Here is a 20,998-nt window from a genome sequence, read left to right on the forward strand (position 1 = left end):
TATTAATCCGTGTCTTCGCTTTAGCGAATCGGTGTCATCCGTGTCCAACCCATAATCACAAACCAATGAACAACGAAGAAAAAATATCTAGAACCCCGTTTCCAAATTCCAAAAAAGTGTACATCGATGGAGAAATCCACCCGATTAAAGTAGCGATGCGTGAAATTTCGCTAGCAGATACTAAACTATCCAATGGCCGAATAGAAAAAAACCCAGCCGTAACCGTTTACGACACTTCAGGCCCTTTTACAGATCCTAATTTTGAAATTGATATTCGCAGAGGATTGCCACGAATCCGCGAACAATGGATTTTAGACCGTAATGATGTAGAAGAACTAGCCGAAATCTCCTCAGAATACGGAAAATCCCGTTTGAATGATGAAAAGTTAGATCACTTGCGTTTTGAATATTTACACAAACCCATGCGCGCCAAAAAAGGCACCAATGTTACCCAATTATATTACGCTAAACAAGGCATCATCACTCCCGAAATGGAATACATCGCCATTCGTGAAAACCAAAAATATGAGCAAATTGAATCTCAAACAAAAGCGATGCAATGCCAACATAAAGGAGATAGTTGGGGCGCAAACACTCCCTCTCCTTCGGGGAGGGCTGGGGTGGGGCCAATCACAGCCGAATTTGTCCGTAGCGAAGTAGCCAGAGGGCGTGCTATCATCCCCAACAACATCAACCATCCCGAAAGCGAACCAATGATTGTAGGACGTAATTTTTTAGTGAAAATTAATGCCAATATTGGGAATAGCGTAGTCACTTCAAGCATCGAAGAAGAAGTAGAAAAAGCGGTTTGGGCTTGCCGTTGGGGAGCTGATACTATTATGGATTTATCTACAGGAAAAAACATTCACGAAACTAGAGAATGGATTATTCGTAATTCGCCCGTGCCAATTGGTACGGTACCAATTTACCAAGCTTTAGAAAAAGTAAACGGTGTGGCCGAAGATTTGACTTGGGAAGTTTTCCGTGATACCTTAATCGAACAAGCAGAACAAGGCGTTTCTTATTTCACCATTCACGCTGGGGTTTTATTACGTTATATTCATTTAACGGCTAACCGTGTTACAGGAATTGTTTCTCGCGGTGGTTCTATTATGGCCAAATGGTGTTTGTTCCACCATAAAGAAAACTTTTTGTACACGCATTTCGAAGAGATTTGCGAAATCATGAAACAATATGATGTTGCCTTTTCATTGGGTGACGGACTTCGCCCAGGTTCTATTGCCGATGCCAACGATGCTGCACAATTCGCCGAATTAGAAACTTTAGGAGAATTGACAAAAATTGCTTGGAAACACGATGTTCAGGTGTTCATTGAAGGTCCAGGTCACGTACCTATGCATATGATTAAAGAAAATATGGACAAGCAATTAGAACATTGTGACGAAGCTCCATTTTACACTTTGGGTCCATTAACCACCGATATTGCTCCAGGTTACGATCACATTACTTCTGCCATTGGAGCTGCAATGATTGGCTGGTATGGTTGCGCTATGCTGTGTTATGTAACACCAAAAGAACATCTTGGATTGCCCAATAAAAAAGATGTAAAAGATGGTGTGATTACTTATAAAATTGCCGCACACGCAGCCGATTTAGCCAAAGGTCACCCAGGTTCACAATACCGTGACAATGCCTTGAGCAAAGCCCGTTTCGAATTCCGTTGGGAAGACCAATTCAATTTATCATTAGATCCAGATACTGCTCGAGAATTTCATGATGAAACCTTGCCTGCAGACGGTGCAAAAGTGGCTCACTTCTGCTCGATGTGTGGACCAAAATTCTGTTCTATGAAAATTTCTCAAGAAATTCGTGACGTTGCCGAAGCCGAGAAAGGAATGGCAGCAAAATCAGAGGAGTTTATTGAACAGGGAAAAGAAATTTATATTTAAGACGAGAGAATAGACAAAAGAATATAGAGAATAGACCTAAATCACAGTCTATTTTCTATATTCTCTACTCTTTTTCCTTTTCAGAATCTAATCAAAAATGATAGTCATTTCCAATCCAACTGCAATAGCAAACGAAATCAACACCATACACACTCTCTTTGAGAATGGATTGGAGTTGCTTCATATCAGAAAACCTGATTTTTCAGAAACAGAAATGAAAACATTTGTATCGAAAATAAAAACTGCTTTCAGACACCGATTGGTGTTGCATAGTCATCATCAATTAGCGCTAGAATTTGGAATTGATCGCATTCATTTTACAGAAAAAAACAGAGTCGCAACATCCCAAGAAAGTTTAGAAAACTGGAAAAAAAGCGGATATACTCTATCCACCTCTATTCATCAAATGTCGGATTTTGAAGCGCTGTCAAGTGTTTTTGATTATGCATTTTTTGGACCTGTTTTCAAAAGTATTTCAAAACCCAATTATGTTTCAAATCTGGATTTCAAAAAAGAATTAGAACAAAGAAAAAATAACAAAACAGCATTGATTGCTCTGGGAGGAATTACATCCGAAAATATCAAAACTGCATTAGCATTTGGTTTTGATGATGTAGCACTTTTAGGAAGTATTTGGAACGACAACCATTCAATAGAAAATTTTAAACTATGTCACGACCTTTTGTAGTAAGCATTGCAGGCTTCGATCCTTCAGCAGGAGCGGGAGTTTTGGCAGATGTAAAGACGTTCGAACAACATCAAGTGTATGGCTTTGCAATTAGTACGGCAAACACTATTCAAACCGAAAATGAATTTGTAGCAATACAATGGACGGATTTGGATTTTGTTTTGCAATCTGTTCAAACAATATTTAATACTTACGATATAAAAGCCGTAAAAATTGGAATTGTACCTTCTTTGGCATTTTTAAAAATAGTTGTTTTTCTGATAAAAAAGATTTCGCCAGAAACAAAAATAGTTTGGGACACCGTTTTAAAATCGACAACAGAATTCGATTTTTTAACGATTAAAAACCAAACTACTTTGATTGAAATACTGAAAGAAATTGATTTGATCACTCCCAATTACAATGAGATTTTACAATTATCTTCTAAAGGATTTAATGCAGAAACAACAGCCATTTTACTTTCGAAACATTGCCCCGTTTTGTTAAAAGGCGGTCACAATCCAGACGAAATTGGCTCTGATTATTTGTATTTAGAAAATGAATATTTCAATCTGGAACCAAATAGTACTACTATTTTCGACAAACACGGGTCAGGTTGCGTGTTATCATCGGCCATTACAGCTCATTTAGCTTTGGGACAAGAACTAAAAACGGCTTGTGCCAATGCCAAAAAATATATAGAAGCCTACTTACAATCTAACCCCACAAAACTAGGATATCATTATGTACAATAAACTGCAATATATTTCTCAAGGAAACACCGTCGAAGAACAATTGTTAAATATTCGCAATGCGCTTGACAACGGTTGTGAGTGGATTCAGTTGCGTTTCAAAAATGCTTCCACCGCCGAACTTTTTGATGTTGCAGAAACTGCAAAAATTTTGTGCGATGTTTTTTCTGCGTATTTAATCATCAATGACAATGTGCACCTAGCACAGCAATTAGATGCGGATGGAGTTCATGTAGGTTTAACCGATATGAATGTAGCAGCGGCGAGAACTATTTTAGGTCGTGAAAAAATTATCGGAGCAACTGCGAATACTTTTGAAGATATTCGAAATCATTTTGAAAATGGCTGTAATTACATTGGTTTAGGGCCGTTCCAATTTACAGCAACAAAAGAAAAATTAAGTCCCATTCTAGGGGTAGAAGGTTACCGCAGCATTATCGAAAAGATGAAAGCTAAAAAAATACAATTTCCCATTTATGCTATCGGAGGAATCCAACTTACAAACGTTGAAAGCATAATGGAAACTGGCATTCACGGGATTGCAGTTTCGGGTTTAATTACCCAAAGCGAAAATCCATCCGAATTAATCACGCAACTAAACGAAAAACTATATGTTACCATTTAAAATAGGAGATAAAACCTTTGGATCGCGCTTGTTTTTGGGAACAGGGAAATTCGGTTCCAACCAACAAATGGAAGAAGCTATTTTGGCATCCGGAAGTGAATTGGTTACCGTAGCCCTAAAACGTATCGATTTAGAAACCGAAACTGATGCGATTTTAGCCCACCTCAAACATCCACGTATTAATTTATTACCCAACACTTCGGGTGCACGCAATGCAAAAGAAGCCATTTTTGCAGCACAATTAGCCAGAGAAGCTTTGGAAACTAATTGGCTCAAGCTCGAAATCCATCCCGATCCAAGGTACTTGTTACCCGACCCGATTGAAACTTTGAAAGCAACAGAAGAACTAGCTAAATTAGGTTTTATTGTTTTGCCATACATTCATGCCGATCCTGTTTTATGCAAACGTTTGGAAGATGCCGGAACATCTGCCGTAATGCCATTAGGATCTCCTATTGGAAGTAACAAAGGCCTAAAAACCATCGATTTTTTAGAGATTATTATCGAACAATCTAAAGTCCCTGTCATCATCGACGCAGGAATTGGAGCCCCTTCTGATGCCGCAAAAGCAATGGAAATAGGTGCCGATGCTGTTTTGGTAAACACCGCTATTGCTGTTGCTGGAAATCCAAAACTGATGGCTGAAGCTTTTAAGGAAGCGGTAATTGCAGGACGAAAAGCATACGAAGCACTATTGGCACAAAAGGAAAATCGTGCGGTGGCTTCAAGTCCTTTGACGGCATTTTTATATGAATAATAATTTACCACAAAGTTCACAAAGCGAACGCAAAGCACACTATGCTTTGTGTCTCTTGTGAAATAACTTTGTGCGCTTTGTGTTTAAAAAACAAATAATGACAAATTTTAAATCGGTTTTTGAACAATACGACTGGGATACAATTCAAACCAAGATCTATCAGACAACTACCATAGAAGTCGAGCAAGCTTTAGCCAAAACCAAACGCAATCTGGATGATTTTCTAGCTTTGATTTCGCCTGCTGCCCAACCTTATTTGGAACAAATGGCGCAAATAAGTCACGAATTAACCAAAAAGCGTTTTGGCAAAACCATCCAAATGTATGCGCCTTTGTATTTGAGCAACGAATGCCAAAATATTTGTACCTATTGCGGCTTTAGTATGGACAACAAAATCAAACGAAAAACCCTAACCGAAAGCGAAATCACACTCGAAGTTGAAGCCCTAAAAAAAGCAGGATTTGACCACGTTTTATTAGTAACTGGCGAAGCCAATTATACGGTAAACATCAATTATTTTCTAAAGTCTGTAACTCAAATAAAAAATGATTTTTCGACAATTTCTGTGGAAGTGCAACCTTTATCTACAGAAGAATACAAACAATTGCACCAAGCTGGAGTGTATTCCGTTTTAGTTTATCAGGAAACCTATCATCGGGATGTTTACAAGCAATACCACACCAAAGGAAAAAAATCCAATTTTGATTTTCGTTTAGAAACTCCAGATCGAGTTGGAACCGCTGGAATTCATAAAATAGGTTTGGGCGTTTTGTTAGGATTAGAAGATTGGCGCACTGATAGTTTTTTCAATGCTTTACACTTGGATTATCTCCAAAAAACGTATTGGAAAACCAAATACACGGTTTCTTTTCCACGATTGCGTCCTGCGGAAGGAGTGATTCAACCCAACTTTATTATGGATGACAAAGATTTGACGCAGTTGATTTGTGCTTATCGGTTATGGAATGAGGATTTAGAGATTTCTATATCGACTCGCGAGAATGAAAAATTCAGAAATAATATTATTCCGCTTGGGACAACAAGTATGAGTGCTGGCTCCAAAACCAATCCTGGTGGTTATGTAGTGGATCCGCAATCTTTGGAACAATTTGAGATTAGTGATGAGCGTTCAGCATCGGAAATTGCCGCTCTTATTTCTAGCCAAGGCTACGAACCTGTTTGGAAAGACTGGGATAAAACATTTAGTCAAATTTCATAAAGTCGAATGTCATAAGTACTCGACTTTACTTGGTAGTTTAGCTTTTGACTTTCCAGTATAAGATTTTCAAACTTTAAGACACAATAAAATGAGTGTAATACAAGAATTTTTACGATACAATAGACAAACAATGTTACCCGAAATAGGTGATTCAGGACAAGAAAAACTCAAGCAAGCAAGAGTTTTGGTCATTGGTGCTGGCGGTTTGGGCTGTCCTATTTTGCAATATATTTCGACCGCAGGAGTGGGAACTATCGGGATTGTTGATTTCGATAAAATAGAAATTCACAACTTGCACAGACAAATTTTGTACACCGAAGATCAAGTGGGCTTACCAAAAGCTTTGATAGCCAAAGAAAAATTAGAAGCGTTGAATCCTTTGATTAAAGTAGCAGCTTTTGAAGCGAAACTAACTATGGAAAACGCTGTTCTATTCATTCAAGATTTTGATGTGATTGTGGATGGATCAGATAATTTTGCCACTCGTTATTTAATAAATGATACTTGTGTAGTTTTGGGTAAACCCTTGGTTTATGGAAGTATTTTAGGTTTTGAAGGTCAAATTGCTGTGTTTAACCACCAAGGAAGTAAAAATCTTCGGGATTTATTTCAAGAGCCTCCCAATCCAAAAGATGTTCCAAATTGCAGTTTGAATGGCGTGCTGGGCACTTTACCAGGTATGATAGGAACGATGATGGCACACGAAACCTTAAAATTAATTATGGGTTTACCAACTTTAAAAAATGAATTGGTCCTGTATCAAACTTTAGATTGGAGTTTTACCAAGTTGCAATTCTAGTTGTTTGCAGCAAACCATAAAGTACTGAAAAAATCAGGCGGTTTGCCCCAGATGGACGTGAAAAGCCCGGACTGAAAAGACTATTTTTTCGAGACAGCAAAGAGCGACCGGCAGGAAGCTCCTTTGATGGCTTTAGAAAAAATAAGACTTTGAAGGAGGACTTGTAACAAACAGCTGGAAATAGGCCCTACTGCTGCTGCAAAATTCGCATAAACTCGTTTCGAGGAATTTCTCGGCAACCCAAACTTTCGAGATGTGGATTGTAAACTTGACAATCGAGCAGCTTATAGTTTTCTTTTTTTAAGTGGTTTACCAAGGCAATAAACGCCACTTTGGAAGCATTAGAAACTAACGAAAACATGCTTTCTCCGCAAAAAATATGACCCAAATCAACGCCATACAAACCGCCAACTAAGTTATCATCTTGCCAAACTTCTACAGATTTTGCAATGCCTAAGTCGTCCAATTTGCAATAGGCCTCAATCATGTCATTAGTAATCCAAGTACCGTTTTGACCGTCGCGTTTTACTTTTTGACAGTAGGAAATCACATCTCTAAAATTTTGATTGAAGGTAACCGAAAATTCACCTTTATTGAGAATATTGCGCATGCTTTTGGAGATTTTCAGCTCCTCAAGAAACAAAACCATTCTAGGATTTGGCGACCACCAAAGGATAGGATCACCGACTTCAAACCACGGAAAAATGCCGCTTTTATAGGCTAACTACAAGCGTTCTGGAGATAAATCACCACCAATAGCAAGAATTCCATCTCGATTGGCTTGGTTCACTTCGGGAAAATCTAAAATATCAGAAAGGTAATGCATGATGAATAAATTATAAAGAAAACGGCAGGAATGCTCAAAAAAAATCCAAATTCCAATATGAAGAAAGCTTCAACTTGGAATTTGGATTTATATACTTTAGAATTTTATTTTAGAACGGTAAATCGTCTGCTTCCTCTTCGTTAAAACTAGTTGCTGGTGCAAATGTTTCTGCAGATGGCATAGGTGGCATTTGCTGAGCAGAAGGACTTTCTGCTTGTAATTTCCCTATTCTCCATCCCTGGATTGTGTTAAAATAAACCGTTTCACCTTGTGCATTTGTCCACTCTCTTCCTCTCAAGTTAATGTCAATTTTTACAGCTTCACCTACTTGAAAATTATTCAACAAATCACATTTATCTTGAACAAACTGAACCGAAATATGTTGCGGATATTGCTCATCAGTTGTTACTACAACATCTCTTTTTTTGAAACCTCCAGATCCAACTTCTTTAGTTTGATCGATCATTTTAATTTTTCCTGTTACTTCCATCTTCTCTATATTTATTGTTATGCTCTATTTTAAAGTATCGGCTAAAAGGACCTTCCATGCCGAGACTACATCATTATCGTTAAGGTATTTTTTTGCCGTAAGATGCACTTTTTCAGTATCATCTGAACTCAAAACCGCTTTAACTGCAAAATTTTGCTGTACAAATATACTAACTTCTTCGGTTGTAGGCAAGGCCTCAACATTTCCTAAAATTCCTAAATCGTTTCCATTAAACACCTTACTTTCTTTTATAAAATTTGGAATAGCATCTACTCCAATTCCTAAGGTAGCTAGTGGTTTTGGTACTTCAAAAAGGCCCTGATTGGATCTGGAATACCAGTTACCACCCAATCTAGAAACCAGATCGATTTTGTATTGATCAATCGCTCCATTTTCGTCTAAAACCGATTCGTTTATATGAATTCGGAGTACTTCACAAAGCACTAGATTCCCAGCTCCGCCTTCGGTTCCCAATGGAATAATCTGAGTGACTTTGCACTCAAATTGTACAGGAGATTCCTTTACTCTATAAGGCTTTACAACCTCTGATGGTATTGGCGTCAAGCCTGATTTTACAAACTCATCTACGCCATCAGCATACTCTGTACTAGCCAACGAGATTTGCTGTACAATGTCATAATTCACCACATTGATCACTACTTCTCTGGTAGCTTCGGCATTAATCAAAGTGTGTTTTATTGAGTTGTCTCGCACGCGGCGTGCCGGTGAGAAAATAAGAATAGGTGGATTAGCACTAAAAACATTAAAAAAACTAAACGGAGAAACATTGGCATTGCCATTTTCATCCATCGTACTGGCAAATGCAATAGGTCTTGGGCCTACTGAGCTTTGCAAGTAGCCTTGTAATTTTGCCGTATCGATAGTTTTTGGGTCAATTGTGATCATAATTCAAGTTACATTTGAGATACAAAAATAAGCAAATCGATTGAGTTATGAACTTTATACTCTAAAATAGCATAACAAAAAGCAGGATGAATGTCTCGAAAAAAAATCTGAAAAAAAACTAAAATACAAGCGCATTTATTTCGTTATATTTAGCACTAAAATCCATTAGTATGCAGTTTTCCGAAAGAAGAGTTAACACCCGTTGGGTAATTATTTTCGCATCGTTTTTTATCATTAGTTTAATTCTCTGGAATACCTATACTTTTTTTCAAATTTTCAAGAATGAAGAGCGCTTGAAAATGAATCTTTGGGCTCAGGCCCAAAAAACATTAATTAACGCCGATGAAAATACTGAGGTTGAATTGCCATTACAAATTTTTAGCAATAACACATCAATCCCAATTATGCTAACCGAAAATGACAGTATTATCAATACGGTTAATATTGACGAGGAAAATTTGTTAAAAAGCAAAAAGGCTATCACGATACTAAACACCTTAAAATCAGAAAATGATCCCATTGTTATAGAATATGTTCCTGGGAAGTTTCAAAAACTATATTACGGCAACTCTTCCCTATTAAACAAACTAAAGTATTATCCCCTTGCGCTGGTATTAATAATTGTTCTTTTTGGGGGATTAGTGTACAATTACTACCGCAGCACAAAAATGGCAACTCAAAACAAATTGTGGGCTGGAATGGCAAAGGAAACAGCACATCAAATAGGTACGCCATTATCTTCTCTTATTGGCTGGGTTGAAATTTTAAAATCTGAAAATATTGCTGAAAGCACTACCCAAGAAATAGAAAAAGATATTGAACGTCTGCAAACTATTACAGATCGTTTTTCAAAAATTGGTTCTGAACCCAAACTAGAGCTTACAGATATTGTGCATGAAACCCAACAATCTTATGATTATTTGCAATCTCGATTTTCAAAACAAATTCAGTTTTCATTTAGTGCTCCTCAAGCAACTATTAAGGTCATGCTAAACCCAATTTTATACAGCTGGACTATTGAAAACCTGGTAAAAAATGCTATTGATGCCATGAAAGGTAAAGGAAATTTACACCTTGAAATCACAACTGATCTAGAAGTAGTAAAAATCAACATTACTGATACCGGAAGCGGCATCCCTAAAAAACAGTTTCAAACTATTTTTGAACCGGGTTTTACTACAAAAAAAAGAGGTTGGGGACTAGGACTGTCGTTAACAAAAAGAATTGTAGAAGAATATCATAAAGGAAACATAAAAGTATTACAGTCTGAAATAGGCAAAGGCACCACGATGCAAGTGAGTTTAAAAAAATTAATTTAGTTTAACGGAACGCCGAACCAGGTAACTTTAGAGAACATTGTTTTTCTGACTATTTTAGACTTACTCAAATAATTTTTTACAAACATGGAGTGTTCCTCGGCTTGTGCCAAAGCTACTCCAATTGATTTTTTAATTGATTCCAAGTTAGATGTATTTTGACTACCAACAGATCCCAGGCTGTAAATATTGTTCTGGCAATTGAGTAGTTTCTCTTTTGGTGTTTCAATCATGCTGCTAATTTCAGCATCTGACAAAGCTGGCTTAAACTTATTATTTCTGTAATAAATAAAATCATTCAATAGAAGAACTGCCAGATTCATTTCATTCACAATAGAATTCAATTTTTCAATATTTGTATTTTGTCGCAAATAAGTCAACTGTTGTTTTTTTCCTTCATAACGCTGCAAAATCATGGCGTTTTTCAATCCATTTTTCTCTATTCTTTCTGCCGATGTAAATAATTTATCCGCTTCAGATAATGCATTATATTTGGTAATTTCATTCTCAAAATCAAAGTATTTCTTGGTTTTATTGATTTGAATTTTCCCTTCATAAAACTCATTAATGGTAATGGGATAATTCGAAAATTGCCACAAATAATCAAATGGAATGTGGGAAGCAATTATTGTAGAAGGACCTGCCTTAAAATAATAATTGTTTAATTTTTTTGAAAACCTACCATTATTTACAAAACCAGAACCCCAGGTTGGATCAAATATATACCACTTTTTATCAACTTTTGCAGCGATCCAAGCGTGGGCTAAATCACTTATTTTTCCGTTTTGCTTTGTATAACCTTCAATGATATAGGATTGAATTCCTGTTTTTTGCGAAAGCTCATTAAAAACCACTGCATAATGAATACAAACCCCTTTTTTAGTTCTTAACGTCTTTGCGATTTGTTCCTGTTCGGTTTCATTAAAATTTACGGTAAACATATTGGCCACATCATAGCTGATATTGGATGTAGTCCAATAAAAAACAGCTCTGATTTTATCCGTTTCTGTTTTGAAATTAGCGTTGATGTAGTTTGCAATAGCTTGCGTAGAAGTTGTTGCTTTAGAAGGAATTGCCGCCATTTTAGCATCAACCACAGCATATCCAGAATTTGCTTGTCCAAAACTCAACAAGGAGAAAAAGAAAAAAAATAACAAAAAAATGTTTTTCATAGTATATAATGTAGGCATCATAAAATAAAAAAGAGAACAGGTTTGCACCTATTCTCTATTAAACGAAAAGCATACCAAATTATTCTATTGATACAACTATTATAAATAGGTTTTTATGCTTGCTACCAAAGCTTCAAATTCATCTTTGGATAAAGTTACTTTATTTTGAAAACGCATTTCATCCATTTCATTCAATGGAATCAAATGAACATGAGCATGAGGTACTTCAAGTCCTACAACTGCCATCCCAATGCGTTTACAAGGAACTGTTTTCTCTAAAGCAACCGCAATTTTTTTAGAAAACTGCATTAAGCCAATATATAAATCGTCATCTATTTCAAAGATTTTGTCAATTTCTTGTTTTGGAACGCAAAGTGTATGTCCTTTTGCATTAGGGTTTACGTCTAAAAAAGCTATGAAATTTTCATCCTCTGCTATCTTGTAGCAAGGAATTTCTCCGTTAATTATTTTGGTAAAAATACTTGGCATCGTTGCAATTTAATGTATTAGAACTAAACTATTATTTAAAATTAGTCTCTTGAAATTTCAAGAATTTCAAACTTCAAAACTCCGTTTGGCACCGTAATTTCAGCAACTTCACCTACTGATTTCCCCAGTAAACCTTTCCCAATAGGTGAAGTAACGGATATTTTTCCAGTTTTAAGGTCGGCTTCGCTTTCTGCTACTAATGTGTATTTCATTTCCATTCCGTTGGTTTGGTTTTTAATTTTCACATTCGATAAAACTAGCACTTTAGAAAGATCTAAATGGGATTCATCAATTAATCGAGCGTTTGAGTGTACTTCTTCTAATTTAGCAATACGCATCTCAAGCATACCTTGTGCTTCTTTGGCTGCATCATACTCAGCATTCTCAGATAAATCTCCTTTGTCTCTAGCCTCTGCAATATCTGCTGATGCTTTAGGACGCATCACGCTTTTTAGATAATCTAATTCTTCTCTTAATTTCTTTAATCCTTCTGCGGTGTAATACGATACTGTACTCATAATTTCATTAATTATATAAATAGAAAAAATCCCATCAGGACGGGATTTCTTTCCACAAAGATACTACTATTTTTTTTCGTCTATAAATATATGTTAATCATATATAAGTCAAAGTTAAATAAATTAAATTTGTTTCACTAATACTTTGACACTATTTTAAAATGAAAAAAATTCATCTCTTATTCGCATTGATTCCATTGTTTTTTTCTTGCAGTGATTCAGGCGTTAACAACAACAATCCCTTTGTTCCTAACTATACTTTCAGCATGGACCTCAACATGAATTTACCCACCTACTCCAACCTAAAATTTGTGAGTAATGCAGTTTATGTGCCTAATATTGGAGCAAGAGGAGTTATTGTTTTTAATACTGGTAGTGGCTACAACGCCTTTGATGCAGCTTGTCCTAATCAAGCCATTAGTACGTGCTCTACCATGACCATCAACGGAATTAATGCGGTTTGTGGATGTGATAATGTTACCTATAGCTTGTTTACCGGTCAAAGCAATTTACAATATCCTATGAAGCAATACCGAGTTCAAGTGAACGGAGATATTTTGAGAGTTTTTAATTAATTACAGCTTATAACTTACAGATAGCATAAAAACTCTTGGTAAGACAAAAGTGGTGCGCTGACTGATGACATAATCCGAGAAGGAAAAATCATTTTTCACCTTGTTATCAAAAAGGTTGTTAGCCATTAACTCAAAACCAAAAGGACTGTTCTTTTTTTGATAACGCAACGAAGTATTGGCGATGTCGTAAAAATTACTCTGCTTGTTACTGTTAGTGTTTTTCAGGTTTTCGTAACTGCATTTGAAAGTCCAAAACTTTGCGATGGTAATGTCAAAATCAGATGTAATTGCATCGGTTTGAAACTGAGATTGGGTCAAGCCCGAAAACTGACTAAATCCTTTGTTGTATCCTACGCTAAAACCCGGCCATTTTTTGTGTGCCGTACGAAGTACTACTCCCAACCTTTGATTGTTTCTATTGTTTAAAGTTTCGGTATTATTTAGTGTTTGGAAATAAGTAAACCAACTAAAATTAGTATTGAACCTCAAGTTAAAACGATATATCTTTTTGCTAAAAGAACCGTTTACATTGTAATTCGTCTCGGGGTTATCGCTTAAAATTGGGGTATTGAACTGATTGATACCGTCTAATTGAATTTCGTTGCGGATCGTTCTTACTTTTTGATTCCAACTCGCCATGGCGTTCCAAGTGATACCACGATACAAGTTGGTTTTCGTGTAACGCAGGTTGGCGTTGTGGTAGCGCTCGTTTTGCAATAAAGCATTTCCTTTGTAAACCAAGTTATAATTTTGCAAGGTAAACTGCTCCGCTAATTGGGTTACTTGCGGAAAACTATTTTCTAATTTATAAACAAAATTTAAAGATTCTGATTTGTTGAACTCATAATCGCTGTTCCACTGTGGTTGTAAAAGTGTTCTAGTAAGTACTCGCTCTCCTGACTTTTGCTCTGTAGTTAAATGATACCAATGCGCGTACAAGCCGGGTTTATTGGTCCATTTTCCAAATCTAAATTTGTACTCTAAACCTACATACGCATCATTCAATTGGTATTTTACTGCGTTGCCAAAACCAGCCAAAGCAAAATCATTCACGTTCCCATTGGTAAGTAATTGCTGCTCTGTAGTTTCTAAACGGGAATTACCGTAGTTATTCCCCACATTGGTGTACAAGTGATTGAAATTATTGATAATCCAGTAATGTTTAAAAAGCGCATCAACGCTATTGGTTTTTACCTTTTTTACTTGTTCAATGCGGTACGCGCTATCCTCTTGCAACGGAATTAGTCCAGCGAGGAAAGGCTGATCAGTGAACCAATTGGTTCGTGGCGTGTTGTAATCGTATGCTTGATTGATTACTAAAGTGGTAGTGTGTTTTAGATTGTAACTTTTGTGCCACTCGATGTATTGTTTTATGGCGGTATTATCGGCTTTGTTGAGTGTTTCAAAAATACTCGCATTGACATTAGTAATCGAGTTGATGGCGTTTGAAATAGAATTATTACTCGACTGGTACTGTCCGTTATAATACCATTTTTCTTTGGCGCTAGGCGAATAATCGAGTTTGATATTGCCAATTCCTAAAACAGCGCGATTGGTACCTTCTTGCAGTCGGTTTTCAAAAGCAATGGCACTGTTTTGCAAATACTCATTTTTACTTTCGGTTTGTGATGCCGTCAACACTTTCGAAAAAATAGAAAAGCCAGAAATAGAAAGTTTTGACGAGGTATCATGGCTAAAGTTAAACGCGCCAAATTGAGACACATTCTGCACCACATCTTGGTTGTCATTGGCAAAGGAATACAAATTAGTAAGTGATTTTCGACCCGATAAAAAGGTGCTCATTCCACCACCAAAACGCATTAAATCATCAAAAGTAAAGGTGCGTTTACCAATGTTGTTTAAATCGCCTATAAAACTTAGGTCTGTTTTAGGAGCATAATAAAACAAAGCGGCATGAGCAAGATAAAAACCATTATCGGCATTACCAACCTCGGCACCAGCCTCAACATCACCAAAAACAAATTTCTTTTTATCGGCTTTGAGTTTTACATTCATGGCCAGTTCATCACTATCCGAAACCTGCTTTATAAAACCCACTTCGTTAAAGTGGTCAATGACTTCAATTTTATCAAGTGCATCAGCCGGAATATTTTCAACTGCTAGTTTAGAGCCTCCTCCAAAAAAAGACTTGCCCTCTACCAGCATTTTAGTAACTTTTTTACCTTGTACGGTAACGCCTCCGTTTTTATCGACTTCAACGCCAGGAAGTTTTTCAAGGACTTCTTTCATTTTACGTTCGTTGCCGTTGGCAAAACTTTTAACGTTAAACGTCATGGTATCCTTTTTAATTTCGATGGGCTTGAACTCGTGTTTGATTACAATTTCTTTGAGTTGTTCTCCGGTAGGTTTTAATTTAAAATCGTGTGAAGTCACCACAGCATCAGCCTCAAGAATAAATACTTCCTCTACAAACCCAATGTACGAAACCGTAATTTCATACTTCACTGTTTTTTCCAGCTCTAAGCGGTAGCGTCCTTTATTATCAGCAATAGCAAATTTTAAGCTTGCTTTTTCTTGTAAGGGTTTTGCAATAACGTTTGCAGACTCTAATGGTTTGTTGTTATCCTCAACCACCACACCAGTAATGGAGCGGGATTGAGAAAAACTTAGGGTTGTGAAAAAAAGAAAATAGAAGAGTATTTTGTGCATTTAATTATTTTTATAAAATACGCCTGAAGAGGTTTTACTCATATACTCATCCATTGAAATAGCTTCGCTTTTCGGGAATTTTATGAATATCTCATCTTTTTTAATTTCAATTTTGGAGACAAAAACTTTAATATTTTTATTACTATCTTCTAGTTCTAATATTAATCCAGGAAGTCCATTATATCCTTTTGGTCCAAAAGGATATGGTAATGAAGGTGCAAACCATGCAGTAATTATCTTTGTTTTATTTACTCCCCTACTTTTATAAATCTCTGTATATTCGGCTTTATAACATTTATAATCGTCAATTAATTTACTCTCAGTTGTAACAACCCAGTCTTTATTAGGGTTGTCATCTTTTATATAAATGCCATGCATACCAGCGTTTATACTTGTATTTTTTTCTTTATCATAATAGTTAGAACCTCCAATCAATACAGATATAATTTTACTAGAACTAGTATTAATAGCTGATTCATCCTGTATCATTTCATTTAAATAAAAATGAGATTGATTAGCGTTAAATTCTAAAATATATTCTTGTTTCTCGCTCTTTTCTTTGATTTCTTTTAGCAACATCTCAGCCTTGAGGTTTGGGCTAATTTTAGTGTCAGGCATTTTTACTTTATAAGTTATAACGCCTGAGTTCTGTGAAAATAAAACAGTTGTAAAGAATAGGAAATAAAAAATAAATCTCATGTTATTTGTTTAAAAAAGGGACAACGAATTGTCCCTCTTGTTATTACTAAAAAAAGGCATTCAAACTAGCAATCTGCTATTAGAATTTGCCATATCTGTTCATTGATAACATCGTCATCAATGTCAAGAAAATCGATGAAATTCATAGCATTATCCATGCATTTGTTATCTTCATCTTCAACTAATTTTGAAGGTACCTCAACTTTTAATTTGTCGCTTACCACAACATCTTCCTTAACCTCTCCCGTTTTCGCCATTGCAGCGCCACTAAATGCTACCACTGCTAGAGCGGTGAATACTAATTTTTTCATTCTTAAAATTTTTAAATTAATTAATAGTTTTTTTGGTTAACCAAATCAAATATCAAAAAAAAAAAAAAAACTATTTAAAAGAATTTACTTCATTTTTTAACTAAACTTTAACAAGTTTATACTCTTAATAAATTTAACAACTAGTTCAAAATAAATGTTTTACAATAAATAGTATTTAGAGACTTAACTTTACAAAATGAAAAACGCAATAATCAATAAAATGACTAATTTAAGAGTGCTTTTTTGGGTATTGCGTTTGATTGAGAGTTTTTATCTTTTTCTCTTTTTTTGCTTAAAATTACTCCTCCCATACTTGATTCAAGACGCTTTTCGTAATCTTCTTTAGAAATTGTTTTCCCCTTTGGAAAATCTATTTCTAATTCTTGATCAGATAATTTAATTTTTGACACCACAAAAGTTTTGTGGCTCTCAATAAGTTCTAAAATCAAGCCTGGTAATCCGTAAAACTTCTTTGGACCGAGTGAGAATGGCAAACTAGGTGCAAAATAAGCTATAGCTTCTTTAACTTTCGATTCTCCATATCTGTTGGTAAACGGAACTTTCAAAATGGCTTTATAGCAAAGATAGCCTCCTATTTCTTTTGTATCTGCTGTAATTTCCCATTTTAAATCCTCATTTTTACTTTCAACCAATGTTCCATCACTCATGATTTCAACTTGTCGTCCATTAGCAAAATCGCTGAAGATATCATGTGAGGTAAATCCCGCTCTAGCCACATTTCCTAATTTTTGATCGAAATCGGATACTGGAGTAAGACTTTCTATTTGTACAAATTGTGTTTTTGTTTTATTAAAAGTCAAGTTAAATACCTGCTGATTGGCAATATCTATATTTTTTTTAGCAAAGTCTTTAGTCTGCGGTTTTTTTGCATCCTCTAAGATATTTACGGTATGAAAGCTATAGCTTACCGTGCCTGATGACTGAGAATAAACAATAGAACAGAGCAAGAAAATGCTGATATAAATTATTTTCATACGATAACAATTAAGTATTAAAATTTATTTAAATTCAAAAAATGCTGTATTTCTTTTTAAAAAGCAAATCCTCAAATTCCTGTTCAGAAACTATTTTATTTGCTATACGCTTTGGCACTACAATCTTTTTATCCATTTGTAAATCTACTGTTTTAACACCAAACAAAATATTTCTAATTTGCAATACTAAGATTAAACCTTGTAATCCTCCGTATCCATTTGGCCGATCAGAACAGAAGCTCGTTTAAAACTACCAAACACAAGGATACCTCTTTTTCAAAGCTTCTACAATACCCCCTTTTAGTGATATTTCCTCCTATCAATAACTAAAAAATCCTGACAGCGAACCATCAGGATTTCATCCAATAACAAACAATTCAATTCATTAAAATTTCAAAGTCATTCCAACTAAGAAATTAATTCCTGCTTGAGGATAATAACCCGCTCCTTCAATTGTTATTACTGATGGAGGATTTGAATAATCATCATCAAACGTATAAAAATACCCATTTGATATGTATTTGTAATCGAAAATATTATTTACCAAACCATTTATCATAACCGATTTAAAAACCGATTTAGGTTTCCATTCATACGACAAATTCAAGTCATTTACGAAATACGATCTCAATTTAGACTTTTCTGAATCTATGTTACCCATGTACTGCTCGCCAACAAATTTTGACAAAAACGAAACTTGTAAATTACTCACAGGCACAAACGTGATGATATTCCCGGCAATAAAATCAGGCGAGTAAGCAATATTTGTATTTCCTAAAGATGTCAAAACTCCATCTCTACTAAAAAAGAAATCCTTATTCTTATTCGTACTAATGGTCATATTAGGCCTAATAATTAAGTTGTCTAAAACTGCTATTGTAGCATCGAGTTCCAGACCTAACCGATAACTATCACCACTATTTTTACGAATAGGCGCCCCCACATCGTCCAAGGCTCCTGTTAATATCAATTGGTCTTTGTATACCATATAATACACATTGGCATTCAGTTTTACCTTTACTGTATTGTGACGTAATCCCAACTCAAAATCATTCAATTTCTCTGGTTTTGGGCTTCCGTTTTCATAATCGGTTCTATTCGGCTCACGATTGGCTCTCGCATAAGAAGCATACAATTGATTGTTGTCGTCAATCTCAAAACTCAAACCCGCTTTTGGGTTAAAAAAATTAAAATTATCATTCACTAAACCAGTTTCTGTAGCATTAGCTTTGTAGTGTACATTACGCAATTGCAAGTCTCCAAATAAGCTAAGTTTATCTGCAACTTGATAATTTGCTTTAGCAAAAATATTTCCATCTGTTTTTGTTGCAAAATCATCATAATAACGGTCCCCTAATTCAGATGTTGATGCATAACGCGCCCAAATTACGTTACCAAAGTGACTGCCTTCGTATTTATTATAGCCTCCGCCAAGAATCACGTCCCATTTGTCCTGCTTATAATTAGCCGAAAAGGTAGTCCCGTAAAAATCATTATCCAACCATTTTTGACGAATCAAATCAGTTTTATTGATCGTGGTTCCTCCTATTAAAATAGGTGTCAATCCGTACTCAGCAAACTTGGCGTTTTCTTTATAGTTTTCATAATAGCCTTTCCCTTTAGAATAAAAGACAGCTAAATTGGTATTCCATGATGCCGATACTTTTTCGTTCCAATGCAGCTGAAAATGATCTTGCTGGTAATTATCGGTTTCATTATCATAAAACCTAGTATTCCCAAATTCATCAGTATACATCCCAGCGGTATTAAAAGTTCTATCGTTTTTTAAAACATCCAGATCCTCTAATCCGTTCCATGATTGATAGGTTTTTTCATTTCCTCCAAAAGCCAACGCTTTAATCAAAGTAGTTTTACCTACATAAGTTCCTTGCAAGAAAAAAGATTTTAAATCAGATGAAGCTCTGTCAACGTATCCATCAGACTTCAGTGCGGAAACTCTACCAGCTAATTCAAAATGATCGTTTAATAAACCCGTACTGAATTTCACTGTGTGTTTGCGAGTATTAAAACTTCCAAAAGAATTCGATATCTCACCATTGCTTGCGTTAGCATAACTATCAGTCAGCATATTTAGGCTTGCGCCAAAGGCACCTGAACCATTTGTAGAAGTTCCTACACCGCGCTGCAGTTGCAAACTTTCAACTGATGAAGCAAAATCAGGCATGTTAACCCAATACGTTCCATGACTTTCGGAGTCGTTATAGGGAATTCCGTTGATGGTTACATTTACACGAGTAGCATCACTACCACGCACTCGTATACCGGTGTAACCTACTCCATTTCCCGCATCAGATGTAGTGACTACAGATGGAAGGTAATTCATTAAAATAGGTATGTCTTGCCCTAAATTTCTAAACTTAATTTCTTTTTTGTTGAGATTGCTAAAACTTACCGGTGTTTTTGTTGTGACGCGAACCGCTGATACCAAAACGGCATCAAGCTGATTAACTTTAGTAGTGTCTTTTACTTGAGAAAAAGTGAAAAGTGAAAAGTGAAACGCACAAAGAGTAAAAAATAGCTTTACGTTTCGTTTCTGGCCATAGGCCCTTGGCTCTTGGCCATTTTGGTGAAATAAAGTTTTCATCCGTAATAGATTACGAATAAAAGGGGGAATTATTCTTTTGTTAGATTAAAAAAATTGATTGTTTCCTATGACAAATAAGTAGCTTATAAACTAGTAATGTTGTCATTTTTTCCCTTAACAGCATTACCTGTTCAGGTTCGTTGGGTATAATCTCAGCTCGTTATTTAGAGCACCCCTTTGAGACGATGCAAAACTAATTATAAATTGTGGATAACAAATTATGAATTGGAATAAATTTTAAAAATCGGGATTTTCTATGATTTTTTTGGTGCGAATTGCCATTAAAATCAACACTACAGCTCTGGTTTCTTTCGGTTTTTTTTAATTTCAGAAGTGCTTTTTTTATCCTTAATTCTCTTTCTAATGACTGATTTTGGGACTCTTGTAGCTTTCCGTTCCTTTGGCACAAACAACGCATCAGCAATTAGATTCAAGAAACGCTTGGTTACAATATCTTTGTTTCTAATTTGGCTTCGATCCTCATCACAGTTCAATATCAAAATTCCGTCTACCGTCAATCGTGATTTTAAATTTTCAGCTACAAGCAGTTTCTCTTCTGCAGTTAATGCTGTAGATTGCATCATATTAAATGAAAGCACCACTTTTGACGATACTTTATTTACATTCTGTCCACCCGCACCACTACTACGTACTGCTTTGTAACTCAATTCCGCTATTATTTGTTGCTTATCCATTA

The 20,998-nt window shown here is 35.6% G+C and carries 20 protein-coding genes and 1 pseudogene; 9 read left to right on the forward strand and 12 right to left on the reverse strand.

Features of this window, described 5'->3' with window-relative positions; genetic code table 11:
• Positions 1 to 65 precede the first annotated feature (65 nt).
• The 7 genes from thiC to IQ05_RS02855 all read left to right on the forward strand — a co-directional run bounded on the left by thiC (position 66) and on the right by IQ05_RS02855 (position 6,729).
• Positions 66 to 1,910: a phosphomethylpyrimidine synthase ThiC gene (gene thiC, locus IQ05_RS02825; protein WP_144889619.1), complete on the forward strand. Its 1,845-nt coding sequence runs from the start codon at positions 66 to 68 to the stop codon at positions 1,908 to 1,910.
• 97 nt (positions 1,911 to 2,007) lie between these two features.
• Entirely contained in the window at positions 2,008 to 2,598 is a 591-nt protein-coding gene (locus IQ05_RS02830; RefSeq protein WP_144889622.1) for a thiamine phosphate synthase, read from the forward strand.
• Complete coding sequence (locus tag IQ05_RS02835) at positions 2,580 to 3,332, forward strand: hydroxymethylpyrimidine/phosphomethylpyrimidine kinase (protein WP_144889624.1); 753 nt, start codon at positions 2,580 to 2,582, stop codon at positions 3,330 to 3,332. The genes IQ05_RS02830 and IQ05_RS02835 overlap by 19 nt, the downstream gene beginning before the upstream one ends.
• On the forward strand, positions 3,322 to 3,954 hold the full coding sequence (locus IQ05_RS02840; protein WP_144889626.1) for a thiamine phosphate synthase: 633 nt from the start codon (positions 3,322 to 3,324) through the stop codon (positions 3,952 to 3,954). The genes IQ05_RS02835 and IQ05_RS02840 overlap by 11 nt, the downstream gene beginning before the upstream one ends.
• A complete protein-coding gene (locus tag IQ05_RS02845; RefSeq protein ID WP_144889628.1) occupies positions 3,941 to 4,711 on the forward strand; it encodes a thiazole synthase in 771 nt (256 codons plus the stop codon). The genes IQ05_RS02840 and IQ05_RS02845 overlap by 14 nt, the downstream gene beginning before the upstream one ends.
• A gap of 97 nt (positions 4,712 to 4,808) precedes the next feature.
• Entirely contained in the window at positions 4,809 to 5,930 is a 1,122-nt protein-coding gene (gene thiH, locus IQ05_RS02850; protein ID WP_144889630.1) for a 2-iminoacetate synthase ThiH, read from the forward strand.
• An 88-nt stretch (positions 5,931 to 6,018) separates the two neighbouring features.
• Positions 6,019 to 6,729 (forward strand): HesA/MoeB/ThiF family protein, encoded by a 711-nt coding sequence (locus IQ05_RS02855; protein ID WP_144889632.1) that lies wholly within the window; start codon positions 6,019 to 6,021, stop codon positions 6,727 to 6,729.
• Between the two features lie 187 nt (positions 6,730 to 6,916).
• Here IQ05_RS02855 and aat read toward each other — a convergent pair.
• From aat to IQ05_RS02870, 3 genes and pseudogenes are all read right to left on the reverse strand, one after another.
• Positions 6,917 to 7,555, reverse strand: a pseudogene (aat, locus tag IQ05_RS02860) (leucyl/phenylalanyl-tRNA--protein transferase).
• Positions 7,556 to 7,664: 109 nt separating this feature from the next.
• Complete coding sequence (locus tag IQ05_RS02865) at positions 7,665 to 8,045, reverse strand: DUF3127 domain-containing protein (RefSeq protein ID WP_086453648.1); 381 nt, start codon at positions 8,043 to 8,045, stop codon at positions 7,665 to 7,667.
• Positions 8,046 to 8,069: 24 nt separating this feature from the next.
• Positions 8,070 to 8,951 (reverse strand): flavin reductase family protein, encoded by an 882-nt coding sequence (locus IQ05_RS02870; protein WP_144889634.1) that lies wholly within the window; start codon positions 8,949 to 8,951, stop codon positions 8,070 to 8,072.
• Positions 8,952 to 9,121: 170 nt separating this feature from the next.
• On the opposite strand from IQ05_RS02870, the gene IQ05_RS02875 reads away from it, so the two are divergent.
• Complete coding sequence (locus IQ05_RS02875; RefSeq protein ID WP_144889636.1) at positions 9,122 to 10,270, forward strand: sensor histidine kinase; 1,149 nt, start codon at positions 9,122 to 9,124, stop codon at positions 10,268 to 10,270.
• On the opposite strand, the gene IQ05_RS02880 is transcribed toward IQ05_RS02875, so the two are convergent.
• From IQ05_RS02880 to greA, 3 genes are all read right to left on the reverse strand, one after another.
• Positions 10,267 to 11,439 (reverse strand): transglutaminase domain-containing protein, encoded by a 1,173-nt coding sequence (locus IQ05_RS02880; protein ID WP_158634571.1) that lies wholly within the window; start codon positions 11,437 to 11,439, stop codon positions 10,267 to 10,269. The genes IQ05_RS02875 and IQ05_RS02880 overlap by 4 nt on opposite strands.
• Positions 11,440 to 11,538: 99 nt before the next feature.
• Positions 11,539 to 11,928 carry an HIT family protein gene (locus tag IQ05_RS02885; RefSeq protein WP_144889640.1) on the reverse strand — a complete coding sequence of 130 codons (390 nt, stop codon included), beginning with the start codon at positions 11,926 to 11,928 and terminating at the stop codon, positions 11,539 to 11,541.
• A 41-nt stretch (positions 11,929 to 11,969) separates the two neighbouring features.
• Positions 11,970 to 12,446 carry a transcription elongation factor GreA gene (gene greA / locus IQ05_RS02890; protein ID WP_144889642.1) on the reverse strand — a complete coding sequence of 159 codons (477 nt, stop codon included), beginning with the start codon at positions 12,444 to 12,446 and terminating at the stop codon, positions 11,970 to 11,972.
• Between the two features lie 161 nt (positions 12,447 to 12,607).
• Here greA and IQ05_RS02895 point away from each other — a divergent pair, with 161 nt between their 5' ends.
• Complete coding sequence (locus IQ05_RS02895) at positions 12,608 to 13,021, forward strand: Rieske (2Fe-2S) protein (RefSeq protein ID WP_144889645.1); 414 nt, start codon at positions 12,608 to 12,610, stop codon at positions 13,019 to 13,021.
• On the opposite strand, the gene IQ05_RS02900 is transcribed toward IQ05_RS02895, so the two are convergent.
• The 6 genes from IQ05_RS02900 to arfB all read right to left on the reverse strand — a co-directional run bounded on the left by IQ05_RS02900 (position 13,022) and on the right by arfB (position 20,996).
• Complete coding sequence (locus IQ05_RS02900; RefSeq protein WP_144889647.1) at positions 13,022 to 15,691, reverse strand: carboxypeptidase regulatory-like domain-containing protein; 2,670 nt, start codon at positions 15,689 to 15,691, stop codon at positions 13,022 to 13,024.
• Entirely contained in the window at positions 15,692 to 16,390 is a 699-nt protein-coding gene (locus IQ05_RS02905) for a GLPGLI family protein (RefSeq protein ID WP_144889649.1), read from the reverse strand. It lies immediately after the preceding gene.
• A gap of 65 nt (positions 16,391 to 16,455) precedes the next feature.
• Complete coding sequence (locus IQ05_RS02910) at positions 16,456 to 16,701, reverse strand: hypothetical protein (RefSeq protein ID WP_144889651.1); 246 nt, start codon at positions 16,699 to 16,701, stop codon at positions 16,456 to 16,458.
• Between the two features lie 224 nt (positions 16,702 to 16,925).
• Positions 16,926 to 17,696 carry a GLPGLI family protein gene (locus IQ05_RS02915; RefSeq protein WP_144889653.1) on the reverse strand — a complete coding sequence of 257 codons (771 nt, stop codon included), beginning with the start codon at positions 17,694 to 17,696 and terminating at the stop codon, positions 16,926 to 16,928.
• Positions 17,697 to 18,081: 385 nt separating this feature from the next.
• Entirely contained in the window at positions 18,082 to 20,301 is a 2,220-nt protein-coding gene (locus IQ05_RS02920; protein WP_144889655.1) for a TonB-dependent receptor, read from the reverse strand.
• Positions 20,302 to 20,594: 293 nt separating this feature from the next.
• Positions 20,595 to 20,996 (reverse strand): alternative ribosome rescue aminoacyl-tRNA hydrolase ArfB, encoded by a 402-nt coding sequence (gene arfB / locus IQ05_RS02925; RefSeq protein WP_144889657.1) that lies wholly within the window; start codon positions 20,994 to 20,996, stop codon positions 20,595 to 20,597.
• Positions 20,997 to 20,998 lie beyond the last annotated feature (2 nt).

The organism is Flavobacterium tiangeerense (assembly GCF_007830355.1).
Lineage (GTDB): Bacteria > Bacteroidota > Bacteroidia > Flavobacteriales > Flavobacteriaceae > Flavobacterium > Flavobacterium tiangeerense.